Below are 19,852 nucleotides of genomic sequence, written 5' to 3'. Positions count from 1 at the left end.
GTGTTGGAAGGCGTAGGTGGGCAGGGCCACCCGGCGGGCACCACCCGCGAAGAACCCCGCCCAGTCGGGCGTGGCGCCGAGCACGTGCAGCCGAGTCAGCGCCGTCACGGCCGCCCGCTCCTCGGGCTCACCGGCACGCAGCACGGGCACCACCGGCAGGTCCGGCTCGGTCTCCCCTGCCATGGCCGACAGCACGCCGTCCGGGCCGAGCTCCACCGCCGCGGTGACGCCCCGCGCGGCCAGCTCGCGAACGGCGTCGGCGAACCGCACGCCCTGGCGGACCTGCCGCACCCAGTAGACGGGACCGGACACCGGCTCCGCGGTGGCCGAGAGGTCCACGGTGGACACGAAGCGGATCGTCGGCTCGTGGTAGGTCAGCGACTCGGCCACCGCGCGGAACTCGTCCAGCATCGGGTCCATGAGTGGGCTGTGGAACGCGTGCGACACCCGCAGCCGCTTGGACTTCTCGCACCGCTCCGCGACCGCGAGCACAGCCGCCTCCTCGCCGGCGAGGACGAGCGATCGAGGCCCGTTCACCGCCGCGATCTCCACGCCTTCGGTCAGCAGCGGCCGCACGTCCTCCTCGGCGGCGCGCACCGACACCATCACCCCGCCCGGCGGCAAGGCCTGCATCAGCCGGCCGCGGGCCGACACGAGCGCGCACGCGTCGGGCAGCGACAACACGCCGGCCGCGTGCGCGGCGGCGAGCTCGCCGACCGAGTGGCCGGCCACGTGGTCGGGGACGATCCCCCACGACTCGACCAAGCGGTACAGCGCCACCTCGAGCGCGAACAACGCGGGTTGCGCGTTGCCGGTGCGGTCCAGCTCGTCCTGGTCTTCGCCCCACATCACGTCCCGGACCGCGGGGTCCAGCCCGTCGAGGACGGCGTCGAGGGCCTCGGCGAACACGGGGAACCGAGCGTACAGCTCGCGTCCCATCCCGAGTCGCTGCGCGCCCTGACCGGTGAAGAGGAAGGCGAGCTTCTGCTTCGCCTCGGCGGTTCCGGTGACCAGGCCCGGCATCCGGCCTTCCTCGGCCAGTGCGGTCAGCCCGGCGACGGCCTGCTCCCGGTCCGTGGCAACGAACGCGGCGCGGTGCGGGAACGCGGTACGGGTGGTGGCGAGCGAGAAGGCGACGTCCGCCGGCTCGACGCCGGGCTCCGCCAGCCGGTCGAGCAACCGCGCCGCCTGGTCCCGCAGCGCCTCCGGGGTGCGCGCGGAGACCACCCACGGCAGTACCGACGGCCGCTCGGGCTCGTCCTGCTCGGGTCCGGCCGGCGCGGCCTCGACGATCACGTGCGCGTTCGTCCCGCTGAGGCCGAACGAGGACACGCCCGCGCGACGCGGCTCCCCGGTGTCCGGCCACGGCTCCGCGTCGGTCAGCAGCTCGACCGAGCCGGCCGTCCAGTCCACATGCGACGACGGCTCCGCGGCGTGCAGCGTCCGCGGCAGCGTGCCGTGGCGCATCGCCATGACCATCTTGATCACCCCGGCCACGCCGGCGGCGGCCTGCGTGTGCCCGAGGTTCGACTTGACCGAGCCCAGCTTCAGGGGCCGGGGCCGCTCCCGGCCGTACGTCGCGAGCAGGCCCTGCGCCTCGACGGGGTCACCGAGGGTCGTGCCGGTGCCGTGCGCCTCGACGGCGTTGACCTGGCTCGGCGACAGCCGGGCGGCGGCCAGCGCGTCACGGATGACCCGTTGCTGCGACGGGCCGTTCGGCGCGGTCAGGCCGTTGGACGCGCCGTCGGAGTTGATCGCGGATCCGCGCACCACGGCCAGGATCTCGTGGCCGTTGCGCACGGCGTCCGGCAGTCGCTCCAGCACGAGCATGCCCACGCCCTCGGACCACCCGGTGCCGTCGGCCGCGTCGGCGAAGGACCGGCAGCGGCCGTCGGCGGACAGCCCGCCCTGGCGGCTGAACTCGACGAACAGGTCCGGCGAGGCCGTCACCGTCACGCCACCGGCCAGCGCCAGCTCGCTCTCTCCGGTGCGCAGCGACTGCATCGCCCAGTGCAGGGCGACGAGCGACGACGAGCACGCCGTGTCCACAGTGACCGCCGGGCCGACGAGGCCGAGCTGGTAGGCCAGCCGACCGGAGATGATGCTGTCGGCGCGCCCGGTCAGCAGGAAGCCGTCCGCGCCCTCGGCGTCGCGCGCGTCGTACTCCTGCGCCATCGCGCCGACGAACACCCCGGTCCGTGAGCCGCGCAGGCCGGCCGGATCCAGGCCGGCCCGCTCGATTGCCTCCCACGCCACCTCCAGGACGAGCCGCTGCTGCGGGTCCATGGCGAGCGCCTCGCGCGGGGAGATGCCGAAGAACTGCGCGTCGAAATCGCCGGCGGTGTGCAGGAAACCGCCGGAGAACGTCGCCGACGATTTCCCACTCTCCGGATCGCGCAGGCTTTTCAGGTCCCAACCGCGATCCGCCGGGAATTCCGTGATCCCCTCCGCGCCGTCCGCCACCAGGCGCCACAGGTCTTCGGGACCATCGACTCCGCCCGGGAACCGGCAGCCGATGCCGACGATGGCCACCGGCAGGCCGGCTTGTTCTTCGAGGTCCCGGACGCGTTGCCGGGTGCGGCGCAGATCGGCCGTCGCGCGCTTGAGGTAGTCCCGGAGCTTCTGCTCGTTCTCCATGTGTCCCAACCCGTTGCTCGGCACTGGCGTGGCCGCCAGTGTGCGCACCGGAGTCGTAGGTGAATCGTTAGTGCGAGCGCCCGAGCGGGCACCCCGAACGGCTACCCCCATAGCACGGAAATTCGGACACTCCCAATTCAGTTATCACACGAGGCGTTGCCGAACAACAGGGAAATACCTAGCGTTTGAAGTCAATCCACTCAGTACGCGACCGGTATTCGGAGAAAGAGGGTTGTATGAAGATCCTGGCGACGACCTGCCCCAGCGAGGAGCATCTCTACCCGATGGTGCCCACGCTGTGGGCCCTGCAGAACGCCGGCCACGAGGTGCTCCTCGCGGCACCCGCCCGCTTCGCGAGGGCCTCGGCGATGACCGGGCTGCCGGCCACCGGCGTCGCCTCCGACCTGGAGCCGGCCCGGCCCACCGCGCCCGGCCAGGACGCCACGATCGGAGACCTGGCCAAGCACGTCATCGACCGGTTCGTGCCGGTGGCCGAGCACGTCGCGGCCCGGATGGTCAGGCTGGCCGAGGTGTGGCAGCCGGACCTGGTGATGTGCAGCGACTGGGAGTACGCCGGCCCGATCGCGGCCGCCGCGATCGGCGCGCCCACGGTGCTGCACGGACGCGGGATGCTCCCGCACCCGGCCATCAAGTCCATGGTCGACGAGGCGCTGCGGCCGCTGCACCAGGAATGGGGTCTGCCCGAGGGCGCACCGGACCACTGGAAGATCATCGACAACTGTCCGCAGAGTCTGCAGTGGACGACACCGCCCGGGAACACGATCGCCAGCCGCTACGTCACGTTCCACAGCGCGGCGGAGCTGCCGCCGTGGGTGTTCGACGACATAGAAGTGCCGCGCGTGCTGGTGACCCTGAGCTCGGACGTGCCCGCCGGAGATCGTGACGCGGTGCTGCGACGGATCCTGGAGGCGTTGCACCGCATGGACATCGAGATCGTCATCGCCGCCAAGGAGCCGCCCGACCTCGACCGGCTCGGCCGGCTGCCCCGTCGCACGCGCGTCACCCACGGCCTGCCGCTGTCCCACCTGGTGCCGACCTGTGCGGCGGTCATCCACGACGGCCACGCCGGCAGCGTCATGGCGTGCGCGACCATGGGCGTGCCGCAGCTGGGCCTGCCGCAGGTCTCCGGGCAGTTCCAGCACATCGACCGGATCGAGGAGGTCGGCGCGGGCGTCTCGCTGCACCCCGAGCAGGCAACCGTCAGCACGATCGGCCGCGCCACCCAGATGCTGCTCGGTGAGCTCGGTCAGCGCGCCGTCGCGCGCAGGCTCCAGGTCGAGAACGCCGGTCAGCCGCGGCTGGACGAGGTCGTGCAGGTCCTGGAGCGGGCGTTCGCGACCCAGCCGAGGCCGTCTCTCGGCGCCGGTCTGCCGCAGCAGCACGCCACCCGGAAGCAGACGCCGCTGGACGTGCCGACCGCGAGGATCAGCCGGCCGCGCCGGTCGGTGGCTGCCGCGCCGGCGGGCAGGCAGCCGGCCGACCGGGTGAACGGCGCACCGGCGGCGGGCACGGTCGCCTGACGACAACGCCGGACAGCTGACACACGAGCGGCCCCGCGGCACCGAGAGGTGCGCGGGGTGCGCTCGTCTGCCGCTCACATCACCACGCGGTCGCCCACGCCGTCGCCGCCGACGCCCTCCCGCAGCGCCTTCGCCACCGCCAGCGTCCGGTTTGAACAGTCCATCTTGGACAGGATATTGGCCACGAGGCGCTTCGCGCCATGCTCGGAGATGCTCAGCCGGCGGGCGATCTGCTTGTTGCTGAGCCCTTCGACGAGCAGTTGCAGCGCCTCGCGCTCGCGGGGCGTGAGCCGGGGCCGTGGGCTCAGCGTGAGCAGGTCGCGGGCGAGCCCTGTCGACATCGGCATGTCGCCCGCGGCGATCTGGCGCAGCGCGTCGAGCAGGGCCTGGGCGTTGAGGTCGCCGAGCGTGAGGAACCCCGCGCCGCGGATGCCGGACAGGCGGGACATGCGCGACAGCTCCGCCGCCTCCCGTTCGTCCACCAGCACCAGGATCCGCAGACCCCGCTCCTCGGCTGTCCGCAGCGAGCGCACCGAGTTTTCATCGGACTCGGACAGCAGGACGATCAGGACGGCCGAGTCCGGGCCGGCCTCGCGCAGGGTGTCCGGGTGCGTCGTCTCGACGCCCTGGGCCTGCAGCATCCGTTCGACGCCGAAGCGCACGACGTCGTTGCCGATCGCCACGACCACATCCATCCCTACCGTCATGCGCAAGATGATCCGGCCAAGTGTCTCGGGAAACTGTCAGTGTCGCCGAGATCTCTAGGGCTTTCCCGGTTCGAGATCGGTTCTCCTCACCAGGTGCAGACCACGCGGCCCGGCACACGGCGCGGTCGCGACGAGACCTGTGAGGTGAGTGATGACCCGAACAGCGACGTCGATCGAGGCCGCGGTCGCGATCGCGGCCCAGACCTCGGTCGAGCCGGACTACCGCGACCCGGTCCACCGGATGTGCCAGCTGCTCGACGGCGGCTCGTTCGAGGCGGTCCACCGCCGGGAGGGCTCGGGGATTCTCGTGGCCCGCGGCCGCATCGACGGCGCCGGCGTGGTCGCGTACTGCACCGACGGCGCGCGCGGCGGCGGCGCGCTCGGGGTCGCCGAGTGTCCCTGGATCGTCGAGGCCATCGACCTCGCGGTCGCGGAGAACTGTCCGGTGGTCGGGGTGTGGCATTCCGGCGGCGCGAAGCCCGCCGACGGCGTCGCCGCGCTGGACGGTCTCGGCCAGGTGTATGCGGCGATGGTCCGCGCCTCCGGTCGGGTCCCGCAGCTCTCGCTGGTGCTCGGCCCGGCCGCCGGCGGCGCCGCCTACGCGGCGGCGCTGTCGGACGTGGTGGTCATGTCCGAGGCCGGCCGACTGTTCACCCACGGCCCGGACGTGGTCCGGGCGGTCACCGGCGAGGTGGTCGACGCGGCCGGGCTGGGCGGGCCGGAGGTGCACGGCAGGTCCGGCGTCGCCCATCTCACCGCCGGTTCCGAGGCGGCCGCGTACCGCCAGGCCCGCGAGGTGGTCGCCCTGCTCACCAAGCCGGGCCACTACGACCTGGCGCGGCTGCGGTCGCTGAAGGACCCGAGCGCGCTGCTGCCCGGCTCACCGCGGCAGGCCTACGACGTCCACCCGCTCGTCGAGCAAGTCCTGGACCACGACACGTTCACCGAGCTGCAGGCCGGCTGGGCGGCCAACATCGTGGTCGGGCTCGGCCGGCTCGGCGGCCGAACGGTCGGCGTCGTCGCGAACAACCCTGCCCACGACGGCGGCTGCCTCGACTCGCCGGCGGCGGAGAAGGCCGCCCGGTTCGTGCGCACCTGCGACGCGTTCGGCGTCCCGCTGGTGGTCGTCGCGGACGTGGCGGGCCACCTGCCCGGCGTCGACCGGGAACGGGACGGTGCCGCGCGCCGGGACGTCAAGCTGCCGCACGCGTTCGCCGGCGCCGAGGTCCCCAGGGTCACGCTCGTGACGCGGCGGGCCGGTGGCGACGCGGCCGTCGCGATGAACTCCCGGGCGCTCGGCGCGACCGCGGTCCTCGCGTGGCCCGGTGCCGAGCTCGCCGCGGACATGGCTGTCGACACCTCCACCGGGGCGAGCGGCCTCGACGAGGCGATCGACGTCGGCATGGTCGACGAGGTCGTCGACCCCATCCTGACCCGCCGGCGGCTCGCCGAGCTTCTCGCGGCGGCACCCGCCGGTCGCGGCCGGCACGGCAACATTCCCCTCTAGAGAACAAGGAGCAGCACTGTGACCGTCACCGACAGCACGACCTCGCTGTGGATCCGCCGGTACCACTCGGCGCCCGCCGCGGTCGCCCGGCTGATCTGCTTTCCGCACGCGGGCGGGTCGGCCAGCTACTTCCACCCGCTCTCGGCCCGGCTCGCTCCGGGCATCGACGTGGCGTCGCTGCAGTACCCCGGCCGCCAGGACCGGCGCCACGAGCCGTGCCTCACCGACATCGGGGACCTGGCCGACCGCGTCACCGAGGAGGTCGCCGCACTGGACGTCCTGCCGACCGTCTTCTTCGGACACAGCATGGGCGCTGTGGTCGCGTTCGAGACCATCCGGCGCCTCGAGCGCGACCACGGGCCGGGGCCGTACGCGCTGGTCGTCTCCGGCCGCCGCGGCCCGGCGACGGAGCGCACCGAGCGGGTGTCCGAGGAGAGCGACGAGGCCCTGATCCGGGAGATCAAGAAGCTGAACGGGACCGACTCGTCCCTGCTCGCCGACGACGACATCCTGCGCATGGCCCTGCCTTCACTGCGCGCCGACTACGAGGCCATCGAGTCCTACCGCTGCCCCGCCGAGCGCAGCGTCAAGGCCCCGATCACCGTCCTCACCGGCGACGCCGACCCCAAGACGACGCTGGCCGAGGCGGGCGCCTGGTGCGCCCACACACACGGCGACTTCCGAATGCGGGTCTTCCCCGGCGGCCACTTCTTCCTCCAGGACCACCAGACCGCGGTCCGCGCGGAGATCGCCAAGGAGATCCGTTCGGTCATGCCCTGAGGGGTGGCGTCACCTCGCTGCCGCCAGCAGGTCGACCGTCCGCTCGATCTGGTCGTACGACTTCGGTTTCGCCGGCGGCGACGCGGTCTCGAACCGCGTTGTCGCCGGCGCACCGTCTGGGCCGGTCGGGGGTTTTCCCTTGGTGTAGAGCCAGGTCGTGAACAGGTTGTCCAGCTGGTCACCGGAGATCCGCTCCGCCAACGCGACGAACTGCGCCGTGGTCGCGTTGCCGTACTTGTGCTCGGCCGCCCACGTACGCAGGATCGCGAAGAACGCGTCGTCGCCGACGGTCGCGCGCAGTGTCTGCAGTGTCATGGCGCCACGTTGGTACACCGCGACGTGGAACTGGTTGTCCGGGCCGGGATCGCCCGGCAACGCCTGCCAGAACTCGTCGTCGGCCGGGTGTTGGTCGTAGCGGTACCGTGCGATCTCGGCCGCCGTGCCCTCTCCCTGGTACTCCGACCACAGGAGCTCCACGTACGAGGCGAAGCCCTCGTTGAGCCAGACGTCCCGCCACTGGCGAACGGACACGGAGTCGCCGAACCACTGGTGGGCGTTCTCGTGCGCGACCACATAGGTGTTCGCACCGAACCAGAAGAACCCGTCGTCATACACCGGACGCGTCTGTGTCTCGACCGCCCAACCCAGCCCCGTGTCGACGACACCGCCCTGCGCCTCGAACGGGTACGGCCCGAACCAGCCCGCCAGCACCTCGACGATCTCCGGCGTGCGCTCCACCGACGCCCGCGCGGCCGGCCCGACAGGTCCCAGGTCGTCGCCGTACGCGGTGATCAACGGCTGCCCGTTCGGCGCGGTCGCCGCCCGCACCTCGTACTGCCCGATGGCCAGGAACGCCAGATACGGCGCCTGCGGCCGCGCGCTGCGCCAACTCCACCGCACCCAGCCGGGAGCCTGTTGGCGCACACCGAGAAGCGTGCCGTTGGACAACGCCTCGACACCGGCCGGCACCGCGATCGACACGTCGAACGTCGCCTTGTCCCTCGGGTGGTCGTTGCTCGGGAACCACCACGGCGCGATTTGCGGCGCGCCCACGGCGAGCGCGCCCGTCGGCGTCCGCTGCCATCCCGCGAGGCCGTACAGCCGGTACGGCTCGGGGGTGTCGCTGTAGCGCACCACGATCGTGAGGTCGAGTCCCTTTCGCAGCACCGATTTCGGGACCACCGTGAGCTCGCCGCCGGCGGTGCCGAACCTGGCCGGCGTGTTGTTCACCCGGATCGACGACACGTTCAGCAGGAAGTCCAGATTGAAGCGGGACAGCTCCTGGGTGGTGCGCGCGAGAATGGTGGTGGTGCCGGACAGCAGGTCGCTTTCCGGCTGGTAGCTCAGCCGAATGTCGTAGTGGGAGACGGTGTAGCCGCCGTTGCCGTCGAGCGGGTAGTAGGAGTCGCCAAGGCCCGGTGCGCCGGGCGCCCCCGGCGCAGCCGAGGCCGGCGAAGCGAACAGCAGAGCCGCCACGACGACGGCTATCACCCCAGGAATTCTCATGTTGTGACGCACCTCCCCAGACGCCAACCAAGGATGGTATCCGGCGAACTTCTGTCACACCAGCCGTGACGGAGTCACGGGAACCGGGGCGGGCGGCGCGCTGGGGCGTCGAACAGACCCTCCCCCTGATCACCAGCCGGCGACCAGCTCCGGGCTCTCGTACCGGCTCTCGCGGGACACCGATCGCAGGTCCGAGTCCACCATCATCCGCATGAGGTCGGGGAACTCCACGCTCGGCGCCCAGCCCAGCGCGCGACGCGCGTTGCCCGCGTCGGCGCACAGCGTCTCCACCTCCGCGGGACGCACCAGCGCCGGGTCGATCGCCACGTGCTGCTCCCAGTCCAGTCCCACGTGCTCGAACGCGATCCGGGCCGCGTCCCGGATGGAGTGCGTGCGGCCGGTGCCGATCACGTAGTCGACGGGCTCGTCCTCCTGCAGCATCAGGTGCATGGCACGCACGTAGTCGCCGGCGAAGCCCCAGTCCCGCACCGCGTCCAGGTTGCCGAGGTACAGCTTGTCCTGGTGCCCCAGCTTGATCCTGGCGACGGCGAGCGAGATCTTCCGCGTGACGAACTCCGTGCCCCGCCGCGGCGACTCGTGGTTGAACAGGATCCCGGAGATGCCGTACAGCCCGTAGGACTCCCGGTAGTTGCGGGTGATGTAGTGCCCGTACGCCTTGGCCGCGCCGTAGGGACTGCGTGGGTGGAACACGGTCGACTCCGACTGCGGAGACTCCGCGACCTTGCCGAACATCTCCGACGACGACGCCTGGTAGAACCGCGTCTGCCCGGACGGCACCGGCGTGGACCCGGACAGTCCGCTGACCATCCGGATCGCCTCGAGCATCCGCAGCACGCCCATGCCGTTCACCTCGGTGACCAGCTCGGCCTGCTGCCAGGACATCGGCACGAACGAGATGGCGCCGAGGTTGTAGACCTCGTCCGGCTGGATCGTGTCGATGGCGGAGACCAGGCTGCCCTGGTCCATCAGGTCACCGTCGACGAACCGGATCTCGGACAGTCGGCGGCTCACCCATCGGCGGCGCGGGTTGGCCTGGCCCCGGACGAGGCCCCATACCTGGTACCCCTCGGCGATCAGGTGCTCGGCCAGGTACGACCCGTCCTGGCCGGTGATCCCGGTGACCAGCGCGCGCTTGGACATGTGGCACCCTCTCCTGTCGGTGTGCGCGCGGCTGGTGCGGGGGCACGGCCGGCGGCGTCTTCTTCGATCGAATGTCGGGATCCTTGGGCGGCCACGGAACCGCACGCGCGACGCGGTGCTGCTTGCGGGCGCGCAGACGCTCGGTGGTGTTCTCGACCGCGGTGTAGAGCGTCGGCACCAGCAGCAGCGTGAGCAGCGTGGAGCTGATCAGGCCGCCGATCACCACGAGCGCCAGCGGCTGCCCGATGAACCCGCCCTCGCCGGTGAATCCGATCGCCATCGGGATCATCGCGAAGATCGTGGCGAGCGCGGTCATCAGGATCGGTCGCAGGCGGCGCCGGCCGCCCTCGACCACGGCCGTCCGCACGTCCATGCCTTGCGCGCGGTACTGGTTGACGAGGTCGATCAGCACGATCGCGTTGGTCACGACGATACCGACGAGCATCAGCAGCCCGATCAGCGCGGGCAGCCCGAGCGGCGTGTCGGTGAGCACCAGCATGCCGAACGCGCCGGTCGCCGCGAACGGGATGGACACCAGCAGGATCAGCGGTTGCACGATGCTGCGGAACGTCGCCACCATGATCACGAAGACGATCGCGATCGCGGCCAGCAACGCGAGCCCGAGGTCGCCGAACGCCTCCTGCTGGTCGGCGCTCACGCCGCCCAGGGAGTAGCGCGCGCCGCCCGCCAGCTCCAGTCCGTCGAGGACGGTGCCGAGCTTCTCGTTGACCGCACCGAGATCCGTGCCGACGGGCTTCGCGGTGATCGTGGCGCTGGGCTCGCCGTCGGTTCGGTTGATCTTGACCGGCACCTCGACCTTGCGGATGTCGGCGACGCGGGACAGCGGGACGACCTCGCCCGAGCCGGCGACCGGTAGTGCCCGCAGCGCGGGCACGTCGTCGGTCCGGGTGCCGGACCGCAGCAGGACCTCCTGGCGCTCCCCGGCGATCACGATCTCGCCGACGGACATGCCGCCCAGGGCCTGCGAGGTGAGCGCGCCGACGGTGTCCGGCGTGATGCCGGTGTTGGCGGCCGCGCGCTCGTCGATGTCGATCTGTACGCGCTGGGTGGTCTGGGTCAGGTCGCTGGACACGTCGCTCACCGAGCCGCTGTCGGCCATGGCCTTGCGCACCTGGTCGGTCGCCTTGGCCAGGTCCTCCTGGTCCGGCGCGGTGACGACGACCTTCAGCGCGTCGGAGACCGCATCGCCGGACTGCGAGCCGAACGAGAGCTCGCCCGTGCCCTCGGTGTCGCCCGCCTCGTCGCGCAGCCGCTTCCGCAGCGCCGCGATGTCGGTTCCCTTGTGGACGGTCGCCTGGAACGTGCTGTGGCCCTCGACGTCGCCCTCGGCCGGGTCGCTGCCCACGGTCGCCTGGTACAGCTCGACCTCGGGCGAGGAGTCCAGCAGCCGCTCGATCCGCTTGGCGGCCTCGTCGCGCGCGGCCAGGCTCGACCCGGCGGGCAGCGCCTGGGTGATGCTCAGGCTCTCCCCCTCGCTGTCGTCGAGGAAGTTCGTCTCGAGCTGCGCCATCAGGCCGACGGTGCCGGCGAGCGCGGCCAGCGCGAGGACCAGCGTGATCGCCTTGCGGCCGACGGCGAACCGGACGACCGGCACGTACAGGCCGCCCAGCCGGTCGCGGTGCCCCTCCTCGCCGCCTCCCCCGTGGGCGGGCGGCCGTTCGGGCCGCAGGAACCAGTACGACAGCACCGGGATCACGGTCAGGGACACGACGAGCGAGGCGAGCAGCGCGACCACGACCGTGATCGCGAACGGCGAGAGCAGCTGTCCCGCGGTCCCGCCGACGAACGCGATCGGCAGGAACACGGCGGCCGTCGTGAGCGTCGACGCGGTCACCGCCCCGCTGACCTCCTTGACGCCGTGCAGGATCGCCCGGGCCTTCGGCGCGCCGGGTTTCACTTGTCGCTTGACGTTCTCCAGCACGACGATCGAGTCGTCGACCACGCGGCCGACGGCGATCGTGAGCGCGCTCAGCGTCAGCACGTTGAGCGAGAGGTCGCCGATCCACAGCGCGATCAACGCGAGGATCACCGACAGTGGGATCGACACCGTCGTGATCACGGTGGACCGTACGGAGAGGAGGAAGACGAGGATCGCGATCGTGGCGCAGCCCAGGCCGAGCAGGCCTTCCTTGGTGAGCCCGTCGATGGCCGCCTCGATCTGTGGCGCCTGGTCGAAGATGACGGTCAGGTTGGCGCCGGCCGACCTGCCGAGCGAGGCGAGCTCGTCGCGCACCGCGTGGGAGACCGACACCGCGTTGCCGTCCGGCTTCATGGCGATGCTGATGCCCAGGCTCGGCTTCGAGTCCGTCCGGGTGATCGTCGTCTGGGCGCCCGGCACGGACCTGACGTTCGCGACGTCGGCCAGCCGCACGGGCTTCGCCTTGGGGCTGTTGGGAGTCAGGTAGAGCTCGCGCAACGTGTCGATCGACTCGAGCTCGTCGCCCACCTGGACCGAGATGGTTCGGTCGGCCTCGGTAACGGTGCCGGCGGGCGTGGTCGTGCCCGCGCGCTCGAGTGCCTCGACGATGGCGTTCGGCGAGAGCCCCGCGCCGGCGAGCGCGGCGTAGTCGATCGTGACGAGCACGTCCCGGGTGCGCGCACCGGTCAGGGAGACCTGGCGTACCCCGTCGATCTTGGACAGCTCCGGCAGGACGCGGCTCGACAGCCGGGCGGTGAGCTCTGCCTCGGTGGCCACGCTGCTCGCCGCGAGCACGACCGCCGGGATGTCGTCGGTGCCGCCGGCCGCCGAGACGCTCGGCGTCACGTCGGGCGGGAGCTCGTCAGCGAGCCCCGAGATCGTCTCGTCCATCTCCTGGACGGCCTTCTCGACGTCCGTGCCGAAGTCGAACTGCAGCTGGATCGACGCCAGGCCGGCCACGGACTGGGAGCTGATGTCCTTCAGCCCGGTCGTCCCCTCGAGGCTCTCCTCGATCGGCTCGGTCACCTGGGAGCTGACCGCGTCGGGCGAGGCGCCGGGATAGGGCGCGACGACGACCGCGGCGGGCTGGCGCAGTGACGGCAGCAGCTCCTGGCTCACGGTCGGGATCACCAGCGCGCCGAACCCGGTCAGGGCGAGGGCACCCAACCCGATCAGGCTGCGGTTGGCGAGGCTGAGTTTCGTCAGGACGGACACGAGGCTCACTCATCCGATCTCGTGGGTGCTCGCGGTCACCGGGTCGCCGGCTCGGCGCTGGAGTCCTTGATGTACTCGGGCAGCACCTTGGGCGGCCACGAGCCGACATCGAAGACGCCCTTCGAGTACGCCCGGGAGATCAGCGCGACGCGGTTCTTGACCTTGAGCTTCCGCAGCAGCGCGGCGACGTGGTACTCGACGCCGCCACGGGACAGGAACAGCCGGGTGGCCAGCTGCGGGGTGGTGACGCCGGCGGCGACGCCCTCGAGGATCTGGGCGTCCATCTTGGTCAGCAGCTTGCCTCTGGTGGCCACGCCACGGCCGATCTGCTCGCCCTTCTCGGGGCGCACGAGCACCATGACGCCGTCCACCTGGCCGCCGTCGCCGTTGATCGCGAGGCCGGTGAGCTCCGCGGTGAACGCCGCGTCTCCGGGGCGCAGGGCGACGATGCGGTCGGTGAACCGCGCGCGCTGGCCGTAGACGAGCCGGCCGAGCTGCTGTGTGATCTTCTCGCGAACGCTGGGATGGAGGAGCTCGCCGAACTCTCGGCCGTGCACCTCCCGTGGTGTCCGGCCGAACTGGCGGCAGAAGTCGCCGTTGGCCTGGACGACCCGGCCGCTGTGGTCGAAATGCGCGACACAGAGACCCGAGCGCTCGAAGAAGGAGTCGAAGATGTTCTGGTTCACCGTGGTGCGCTGCGTGGGAATGGACACCTGAGTGGCAAAGGCGGCAGTGGCCAGGTCCACAGTCATTTCGATTCCTCCGCATCCGACAAAGAGAGAGTTCTTTGACCGGCATCCAGCCTGAACGAGGCGTCTTCACGCGCTCACCACGGAACCTTCATGGCGAAGCGGCCGAAACCTGGAAAACCACAGTAAAAACGGTTCGCACTGTTTTTTTCACACTGGTGGAGGTACGGCGCGGCGGCCAGACACACGCCGACGCCCCGCGGCGAGTTGCCGCGGGGGCGTCGGTGCGCACGTATGCCGGTCAGGTCGGGTTCGGTGCGATCGTCGGACGGGAGATCTCCTCGACGAGCGCGGGCAGCAGCGGCACCGGCGCCGTCGGCCGCTCGGGCTGTTCGGGCTGTTCGGGCTGTTCGGGCTGTTCGTCGGGGACGAACCCGCCCCTGGCCTTGAACGCCCGGCGCAGGTACCACATCTGCCACACCTGGGTCACGACCACGATCTCCAAGGTCATGATGCCCAGCAGCATCGGGGCCAGGTCGACCGGCGCGAGGAACGCGATGCCGAGCCGGACCGCGCCGGTGACGATGTTGAGCCCGCCCCACACCGCCGTGGACACGCGCCACGGCCGGCGGAACGTCGGGTCGCTGTCCCACAGGTCGTCCCACTGGTCGGTCTTGTGCTTCACCCGCAGCGGGGTGTTGTCCAGCAGCGACTGGATGAGCAGGTAGACCAGTGGACGACGGGTCCGCAGGGAGACGAAGCAGGCCGCCGCGATCCCGTAGGACACCCAGCCGTCCATGGACAGGAAGACCCGCGGGTTGTCGCTGATGAGCGTGGCCGAGTTCGAGATCCCGATGATCACGAGGAGGAAGATCTCGAAGGCGTCGATCTTCTGCCCGCGGGACTTGCGGTAGAGGAAGTACACCACCGCCGGGATCGAGGTCAGGCAGAGCGCGACGACCTGCTCGACGCCCATGCCCCGCAGCGCGTAGTAGCCGGCGATCGGGATGACCACGTCGATGAGGACCTTGGCGAGGACGGGGCCCAGATACTTCCGTTTCGGCGTGTCCGGAGGCGTTTCCGGAGTCGGCTCCGGGGTGGTATCCGCCGTTGTTTCCATGGGTTTCTCCTCTCTTTTCGTCGTCAGTACCGTCGGCGGCTCGGTGCGGCCGGCCGCGTCGGGACCGCCATCCATGACTGGCCCTCGCGTGCCCCGGAGGGGCGGCGCTTCGTGGACAGCCACGAGAACCCGACGAGTGAGGGCAGCAGCTGGCCGGAGAACCGGCCGCGGCTGCGCGGGTCGGGACGCTCGATCGGCGGGGGCGGCTGTGGGATGTGCGGCTGGGCGGGGCCGATCTTCAGCGCGGCGATCAGGTCCCGGTACAGCTCGTCGCGGGCCATCAGCTCCTGGTGGGTGCCCGCCGCGCGGGCCCGGCCGCGCTCCATCACCACGATCGACTTCGCGTCGATGACGGTGGACAGCCGGTGCGCGATGGTGACCACCGCCCCGGTCTCCCCCGCCGCCTTGATGCACTCCTGCACCGCCGCCTCGGTGATGCCGTCCAACTGCGCGGTGGCCTCGTCGAGCAGCAGGATCTCCGGCCTGGCCACGAGCGCCCGGGCGAGCGCGACACGCTGGCGCTCGCCGCCGGACATCGTGGTCGCGGTCAGGTCGACGTCCAGCGCACCCTGCACCGCCGCGAACTTCTGGTCGAGCCGGACCCGGCGCAGCGCGTCCCAGATCTCGCCGTCGGTGGCCTCCTGGCGGAAGTAGCCCAGGTTGTACCGCAGGGAGCCGGGGAGCAGCGGCGTGTCCTGCTCGACGTAGACGATCTTGTTCCGGAGCTGTTCGAGCGACCACCGGCGCGCCGGCACACCCTCGACGAACAGCTCGCCGCCGCAGATGTCGAGGAAGCGCAGCAGCAGCGTGAAGATCGTGGTCTTGCCCGCGCCCGACGGGCCGACGATCGCGGTGTGTCCGTAGCGCGGGATCGAGAGGTCGAGGTGCTTGACCACCGGCGGCTTCGAGAAGTCGTAGGTCGCCATCACGTTGCGGAACTGCACGATGAACGGGTCCTGGCTGCGTTGCACCGGCATCGCGTGGGGTGAGTCAAGCTCGGTCTCGAGCTCGTCGAGCTCCGCGATCCGGGCCGCCGCGGCCATGCCGACCTGCAGCTCGGCCACGGCGTCGATCAGGTTGGTCACCGGGTCGACGAGCTGCAGCGCGTACAGCAGGAACGCCACCAGGACGGACACGGTGATGACGTCCTCGGAGATCTGCCAGGCGCCGATCGCCAGCACGATCATGATCGCCAGCTGCGAGCCGGCGCCGGCGACCACGCCGGACATCGTCTGGATCTTCGCCGCCCGGATGCCCTGGTCGGCCGCCTCCTGGGCCTCGGCGATCACCCGCCCGCTCTCCTGGTCCTCCGAGCTGCTGGCCTTCACCGTCTTGATCGCCCGCAGCACGCTGTCGAGGACGCCGCCGAGCCGGCCGACCGCGTCCTGGGCCTGTTCGTTGGCGCGGCCGAGGCGCGGCATCAGCATGCCGACGAGCACGAAGATCACCGTGATCCCCGCCGCGGTCACCGCCAGCAGCAGCGGGGAGAGCACCAGCATCAGCACGACGGAGCCGAGGAGCATGATCACGGCCTTGGTCAGCTGGACCAGGCTGCTCGCCGCCGCTCGCCGCAGCAGGGTCGAGTCCGACGTCACGCGGGCGACCAGTTCGCCGCTGGAGTGCTTGGAAAGCGCCGTCGTCCGCGCTCGCAACAGCCGGTGCACCATCATGGCTCTGGTCGACAGTACGATCCGTTCGCCGAGGCGCCCGAGCAGCACGCCCTGGCCGTAGCCCAGCAGCGCGGCGACGGCCACCAGGCACAGTGTCGGCAGGATGACGCTCATGATCGACGTGTCGGTGCCGAGTGTGTCGAGCACCGCCTTGATGCTCATGGGCAGCGCCAGACCGGCCGCGGCGGACCCGATCCCGAACACCATGCCGAGCGCCATGGTCTTGCGGTGCGGGCCGAGGAACGACCACAACAGCCGCAGGCTCTTCGGCCGTTCAGGTGGCGGCGCTGGTGCCGCCGGTGACGCGATCGCTGGCTCCATCACAGGTGTCGACATGACCTTCTCCCGGCCTAGCGGCGATTTCCTGTAGCCATTCTGACCAGGCAACGGCAATTGTTTCCTGGCGGAAACACCAGTGCGCTCCGGTTATGCGCGGGTTCGCGATTCGCGAATACCGGCGGAATAGCTCGTCCTCAACACTGGTAGAACCCCCATACCGGCACCGAACAACGGGAATGCGGGCCCGTCGCGGTGTTCACTTCAGGCATGACGGCCTCCGTGTTTCGCGAAGCCCGGTCGCGCCACGCGCTGCCGGACTGCGAGCGCCCCCGTTGTCCGGGGAAGATGCTCGACCACATCTGTGTGGTGTGCGGCTGCAGCGACCTGCCCGGCCTCGACACGCCCGTCGAGTGGCTCTACGAACTGCCGACGCGGTTCTTCGGGGCACGAGGCGACCTGCTCGACTCTCCTGGCACCGACGAGGCCCACCAGACTCCCGCGCCGTCCCCCGCCCCGGTGCCCGAGCAGCGACAGCGCGAGCAGCGACAGCCCGGGAAGCACCGCAAGGGCACCCGCAAGCTCGCCCTGCCGCCCGCGCCCCACCGCGACCCGGTGTCCGCGATCATGAAGAACCCCGTCGTCGCGGAGGAGGCACGGTACTGCCCCGGGTGCTTCCTGCCGGTCGGGCGTGGCGACGGCACCCGTCCCGGCGCCGCGCAGGGCCGCTGTCAGTCGTGCGGCACGTCCTTCTCGTTCGTGCCGAGGCTGCGCCGCGGTGAGGTCGTCGGCGCCCGGTACGAGGTGTACGGCTGCATCAGCCACGGCGGGCAGGGCTGGATACACCTGGCGAAGGACTACCAGCAGCAGGGCCAGTGGGTGGTGCTGAAGGGCATCATCCACGTCGACGACCCCGAAGCGGCCGCCGGCGCCGTCACCGAGCAGCGCTTCCTCGCCGAGGTCGAGCACCCGAACATCGTCCGGACACTCGACTTCGTTTGGCACCAGCAGGCCGGGACCAACTATTTGGTGATGGAGTATCTCGGCGGGCCGACCCTGCGGGACATGGCGTTCCACCACTTCCACACACACGGCACGACGCTGCCCGTCAACTACGTGATCGCCTACGGCCTGGAGATCCTGCGCGCGTTCGCCTACCTGCACGACGTCGGCCTGCTCTACTGCGATCTCAAGCCCAGCAACGTGATCCAGGTCGACGACCGGGTCAAGCTCATCGACCTGGGCGGGGTGCGCCGGCAGGGCGACACGAAGAGCCCGCTCGTCCACACCGCCGGGTTCGCCGCACCGGAGCTGGGCGAGATCGGCGCGACGGTCGCTTCGGACATCTACTCCGTCGGACGCACCCTGGAGGCATTGGCCGCTGGTGCGGACGGCAGCGTGCCCGAGCCCGCGCCGGAGTTCGACCGGATCTTGCAGTGGGCCATCCACCCCGACCCGGCCCAGCGCCCGAAGACGGCCAAGGAGATGGCGAGCTACCTGGCCGACGCGCCGACGGCCTAGTCGAGTCCTGTGTGGACCCTTCACGGGCGCGTGCCCTCGGCGACGTCCACGCCGCCGTCCACGCCGCCGTCGAGCCGGTCGAGCCGGTCGATTACGGCGGCCACGTGTGTCCGCACGGCATCCCCCGCCCGCACGGGCCGCGCGTGCGGGCCGCTGCCGAACCGCTCCCGAGCCCGCCGCAGGTCCAGCCCGGCCGCGAGCTCCGCGTGGATCGCGAGCGACTCGTCCCGCGCGGCGGCGCTGCCCTCGGCACCGGTCGCGCCGAGCAGCACCGCCGCGTCCTCCAGCGCGCTCGCCAGGTCCGGTCGCCGGCCCGCGGCCCGGTAACGCTCGGCGGCCCGCAGGACACCGGCGGCGTGGCCGAGGACCAGACCGCGCGACCACTCGGCCGCCGCGAAGGACCGCGCCGCGGGCACCTCGCGGGTCGCCTCCTGCTCGCACACCGCCAGTGCGCGGGCGACCAGGTCCGCGTCGCCCGCGCTCAGCGACAGCCGGACGAACCGCGGCAGCCACGGGCCGGCCGCGGTCCGCCGGGCCGGATCGTGTCGCACCAGCGGCATCAGCAGCCGCAGCGCGGAGTACACGTCGCCGTCGCGCTCGGCCAGCGCGGAGCGGGCCACCAGCAGGAAGTCGACGGCGTCCCGCTCGGCCGGTGGAGCGTGGTCCGCGGCGGCCTCGAGGTGGACGGTGGCGCGGTCGGCGTCGTCTCGCCGGGCGGCGATCAGGGCGGCGATGCCGTGCCGCAACAGGATCGCGGCACCGGGCGCACCGTCCTCGGACACCTGGTCGAGCTCCACGAGTGCCTCGTCCCAACGCCCCGTCCAGTAGCGGTGCGCGGCCGCCGCCACCCGCAGCCCGGCCGTCGGCTCGACGGTCTCGGCCAGCGTCCGCGCCGCCTCGGCCAGCTCGTCGCGATCGTGCAGGGTGCGCACGCGATTCTCGAGCAGGCCGAGGTGGGTGGCGGGATCGTCGCGGGTCAGGTTCAGCGCGCGGTCGAGGTGGCGCAGCGCCCGGCGATGGTCGCCGCGCGCCGAACTGACCGTCCACAGTGCCTGGTGGGCGTCCGCGGCGAACGAGTCGGTCGCACCGCGCCGGAGCGCGGCCCGCGCCGCGCGTTCCATTGTGGACATGTCGGGCCCGCCGAGGCGTAGCTCCGCCAGCCGCCGCCGGAGCCGGGCTCGCGTGGCGTCCGCGGCACCGGCCATCGCGGGCTCCAGCAGCTCGGCCGCGGCCACCGTGTCGCCACGCCGGTGGACCACGGTGGCCAGCAGCTCCCGAACCCGCACGCGCAGCTCCGGGTCGGTCACCTCGGCGAGTGCCGCACGGGCCGGCTCCTCCGCTGCGCGGCCCAGTCGGACCAGTACGCGGACCAGCGCCACCAGCAGCTCCTCCCGGAGCGGGTCGTGCCCGTCGACGCGGCGGACCGCGCGGTCGAGCAGGTCCGCCGCGATCTCCGGGTCGCGGTTGACCAGCACCCGGTGGTGCGCGCCGAGCCACTCGACGAGCCAGGACGGCGTCGCCGCCGGCGCGGCGGCCAGCTGCCGCGCGACCCGCGCCGCCGGTACCCCCGCGTCGGCCAACGC

12 protein-coding genes and 1 pseudogene are annotated in these 19,852 nt (G+C 71.5%); 4 read left to right on the top strand and 9 right to left on the bottom strand.

Annotation, left to right across the window (positions count from 1 at the left end):
* Window positions 1-2,637 (bottom strand): type I polyketide synthase (locus ACRDSK_RS19775; protein ID WP_431442679.1); only part of this gene is annotated, 2,637 nt, incomplete at its 3' end.
* 236 nt (window positions 2,638-2,873) lie between these two features.
* Here ACRDSK_RS19775 and ACRDSK_RS19770 point away from each other — a divergent pair.
* The gene (locus ACRDSK_RS19770; protein ID WP_431442678.1) at window positions 2,874-4,178 is read left to right on the top strand and encodes a nucleotide disphospho-sugar-binding domain-containing protein; all 1,305 of its coding nucleotides are present in this window, start codon (window positions 2,874-2,876) and stop codon (window positions 4,176-4,178) included.
* A gap of 74 nt (window positions 4,179-4,252) precedes the next feature.
* Here ACRDSK_RS19770 and ACRDSK_RS19765 read toward each other — a convergent pair whose 3' ends face one another.
* Window positions 4,253-4,861, bottom strand: a complete 609-nt coding sequence (locus ACRDSK_RS19765) for a LuxR C-terminal-related transcriptional regulator (protein ID WP_431442677.1) — start codon at window positions 4,859-4,861, stop codon at window positions 4,253-4,255.
* A 175-nt stretch (window positions 4,862-5,036) separates the two neighbouring features.
* On the opposite strand from ACRDSK_RS19765, the gene ACRDSK_RS19760 reads away from it, so the two are divergent.
* Together ACRDSK_RS19760 and ACRDSK_RS19755 are read left to right on the top strand one after the other, a co-directional pair.
* The gene (locus ACRDSK_RS19760; protein ID WP_431442675.1) at window positions 5,037-6,392 is read left to right on the top strand and encodes a carboxyl transferase domain-containing protein; all 1,356 of its coding nucleotides are present in this window, start codon (window positions 5,037-5,039) and stop codon (window positions 6,390-6,392) included.
* An 18-nt stretch (window positions 6,393-6,410) separates the two neighbouring features.
* The gene (locus ACRDSK_RS19755; protein ID WP_431442673.1) at window positions 6,411-7,172 is read left to right on the top strand and encodes a thioesterase II family protein; all 762 of its coding nucleotides are present in this window, start codon (window positions 6,411-6,413) and stop codon (window positions 7,170-7,172) included.
* A gap of 9 nt (window positions 7,173-7,181) precedes the next feature.
* Here ACRDSK_RS19755 and ACRDSK_RS19750 read toward each other — a convergent pair whose 3' ends face one another.
* From ACRDSK_RS19750 to ACRDSK_RS19725, 6 genes are all read right to left on the bottom strand, one after another.
* The gene (locus ACRDSK_RS19750; protein ID WP_431442671.1) at window positions 7,182-8,678 is read right to left on the bottom strand and encodes a M1 family metallopeptidase; all 1,497 of its coding nucleotides are present in this window, start codon (window positions 8,676-8,678) and stop codon (window positions 7,182-7,184) included.
* Between the two features lie 129 nt (window positions 8,679-8,807).
* Window positions 8,808-9,776: a GDP-mannose 4,6-dehydratase gene (locus tag ACRDSK_RS19745; protein ID WP_431442680.1), complete on the bottom strand. Its 969-nt coding sequence runs from the start codon at window positions 9,774-9,776 to the stop codon at window positions 8,808-8,810.
* Window positions 9,670-12,993, bottom strand: a complete 3,324-nt coding sequence (locus tag ACRDSK_RS19740) for an efflux RND transporter permease subunit (protein WP_431442669.1) — start codon at window positions 12,991-12,993, stop codon at window positions 9,670-9,672. The genes ACRDSK_RS19745 and ACRDSK_RS19740 overlap by 107 nt, the downstream gene beginning before the upstream one ends.
* Window positions 12,994-13,028: 35 nt before the next feature.
* A complete protein-coding gene (locus ACRDSK_RS19735) occupies window positions 13,029-13,745 on the bottom strand; it encodes a LuxR C-terminal-related transcriptional regulator (protein WP_431442667.1) in 717 nt (238 codons plus the stop codon).
* 238 nt (window positions 13,746-13,983) lie between these two features.
* Window positions 13,984-14,802 carry a VC0807 family protein gene (locus ACRDSK_RS19730; protein ID WP_431442665.1) on the bottom strand — a complete coding sequence of 273 codons (819 nt, stop codon included), beginning with the start codon at window positions 14,800-14,802 and terminating at the stop codon, window positions 13,984-13,986.
* 23 nt (window positions 14,803-14,825) lie between these two features.
* On the bottom strand, window positions 14,826-16,808 hold the full coding sequence (locus ACRDSK_RS19725; RefSeq protein WP_431442663.1) for an ABC transporter ATP-binding protein: 1,983 nt from the start codon (window positions 16,806-16,808) through the stop codon (window positions 14,826-14,828).
* Window positions 16,809-17,018: 210 nt separating this feature from the next.
* On the opposite strand from ACRDSK_RS19725, the gene ACRDSK_RS19720 reads away from it, so the two are divergent.
* Window positions 17,019-18,269 (top strand): protein kinase domain-containing protein, encoded by a 1,251-nt coding sequence (locus ACRDSK_RS19720; protein WP_431442661.1) that lies wholly within the window; start codon window positions 17,019-17,021, stop codon window positions 18,267-18,269.
* A gap of 20 nt (window positions 18,270-18,289) precedes the next feature.
* Here ACRDSK_RS19720 and ACRDSK_RS19715 read toward each other — a convergent pair.
* A pseudogene (locus ACRDSK_RS19715) lies at window positions 18,290-19,852 on the bottom strand (BTAD domain-containing putative transcriptional regulator); the annotation flags it as partial.

This window comes from Actinophytocola sp. (genome assembly GCF_050699915.1).
Lineage (GTDB): Bacteria > Actinomycetota > Actinomycetes > Mycobacteriales > Pseudonocardiaceae > Actinophytocola.
This window is presented reverse-complemented; position numbering and strand designations above follow the sequence as displayed.

What these genes read in the sequence shown, in the direction of transcription:
- ACRDSK_RS19770 (WP_431442678.1), top strand. Translation starts at nt 2,874, where the DNA reads ATGAAGATCCTGGCGACGACCTGCCCCAGCGAGGAGCATCTCTACCCG.
- ACRDSK_RS19760 (WP_431442675.1), top strand. Translation starts at nt 5,037, where the DNA reads ATGACCCGAACAGCGACGTCGATCGAGGCCGCGGTCGCGATCGCGGCC.
- ACRDSK_RS19750 (WP_431442671.1), bottom strand. Translation starts at nt 8,678, where the DNA reads ATGAGAATTCCTGGGGTGATAGCCGTCGTCGTGGCGGCTCTGCTGTTC.
- ACRDSK_RS19735 (WP_431442667.1), bottom strand. Translation starts at nt 13,745, where the DNA reads ATGACTGTGGACCTGGCCACTGCCGCCTTTGCCACTCAGGTGTCCATT.
- ACRDSK_RS19730 (WP_431442665.1), bottom strand. Translation starts at nt 14,802, where the DNA reads ATGGAAACAACGGCGGATACCACCCCGGAGCCGACTCCGGAAACGCCT.
- ACRDSK_RS19725 (WP_431442663.1), bottom strand. Translation starts at nt 16,808, where the DNA reads ATGTCGACACCTGTGATGGAGCCAGCGATCGCGTCACCGGCGGCACCA.
- ACRDSK_RS19720 (WP_431442661.1), top strand. Translation starts at nt 17,019, where the DNA reads ATGACGGCCTCCGTGTTTCGCGAAGCCCGGTCGCGCCACGCGCTGCCG.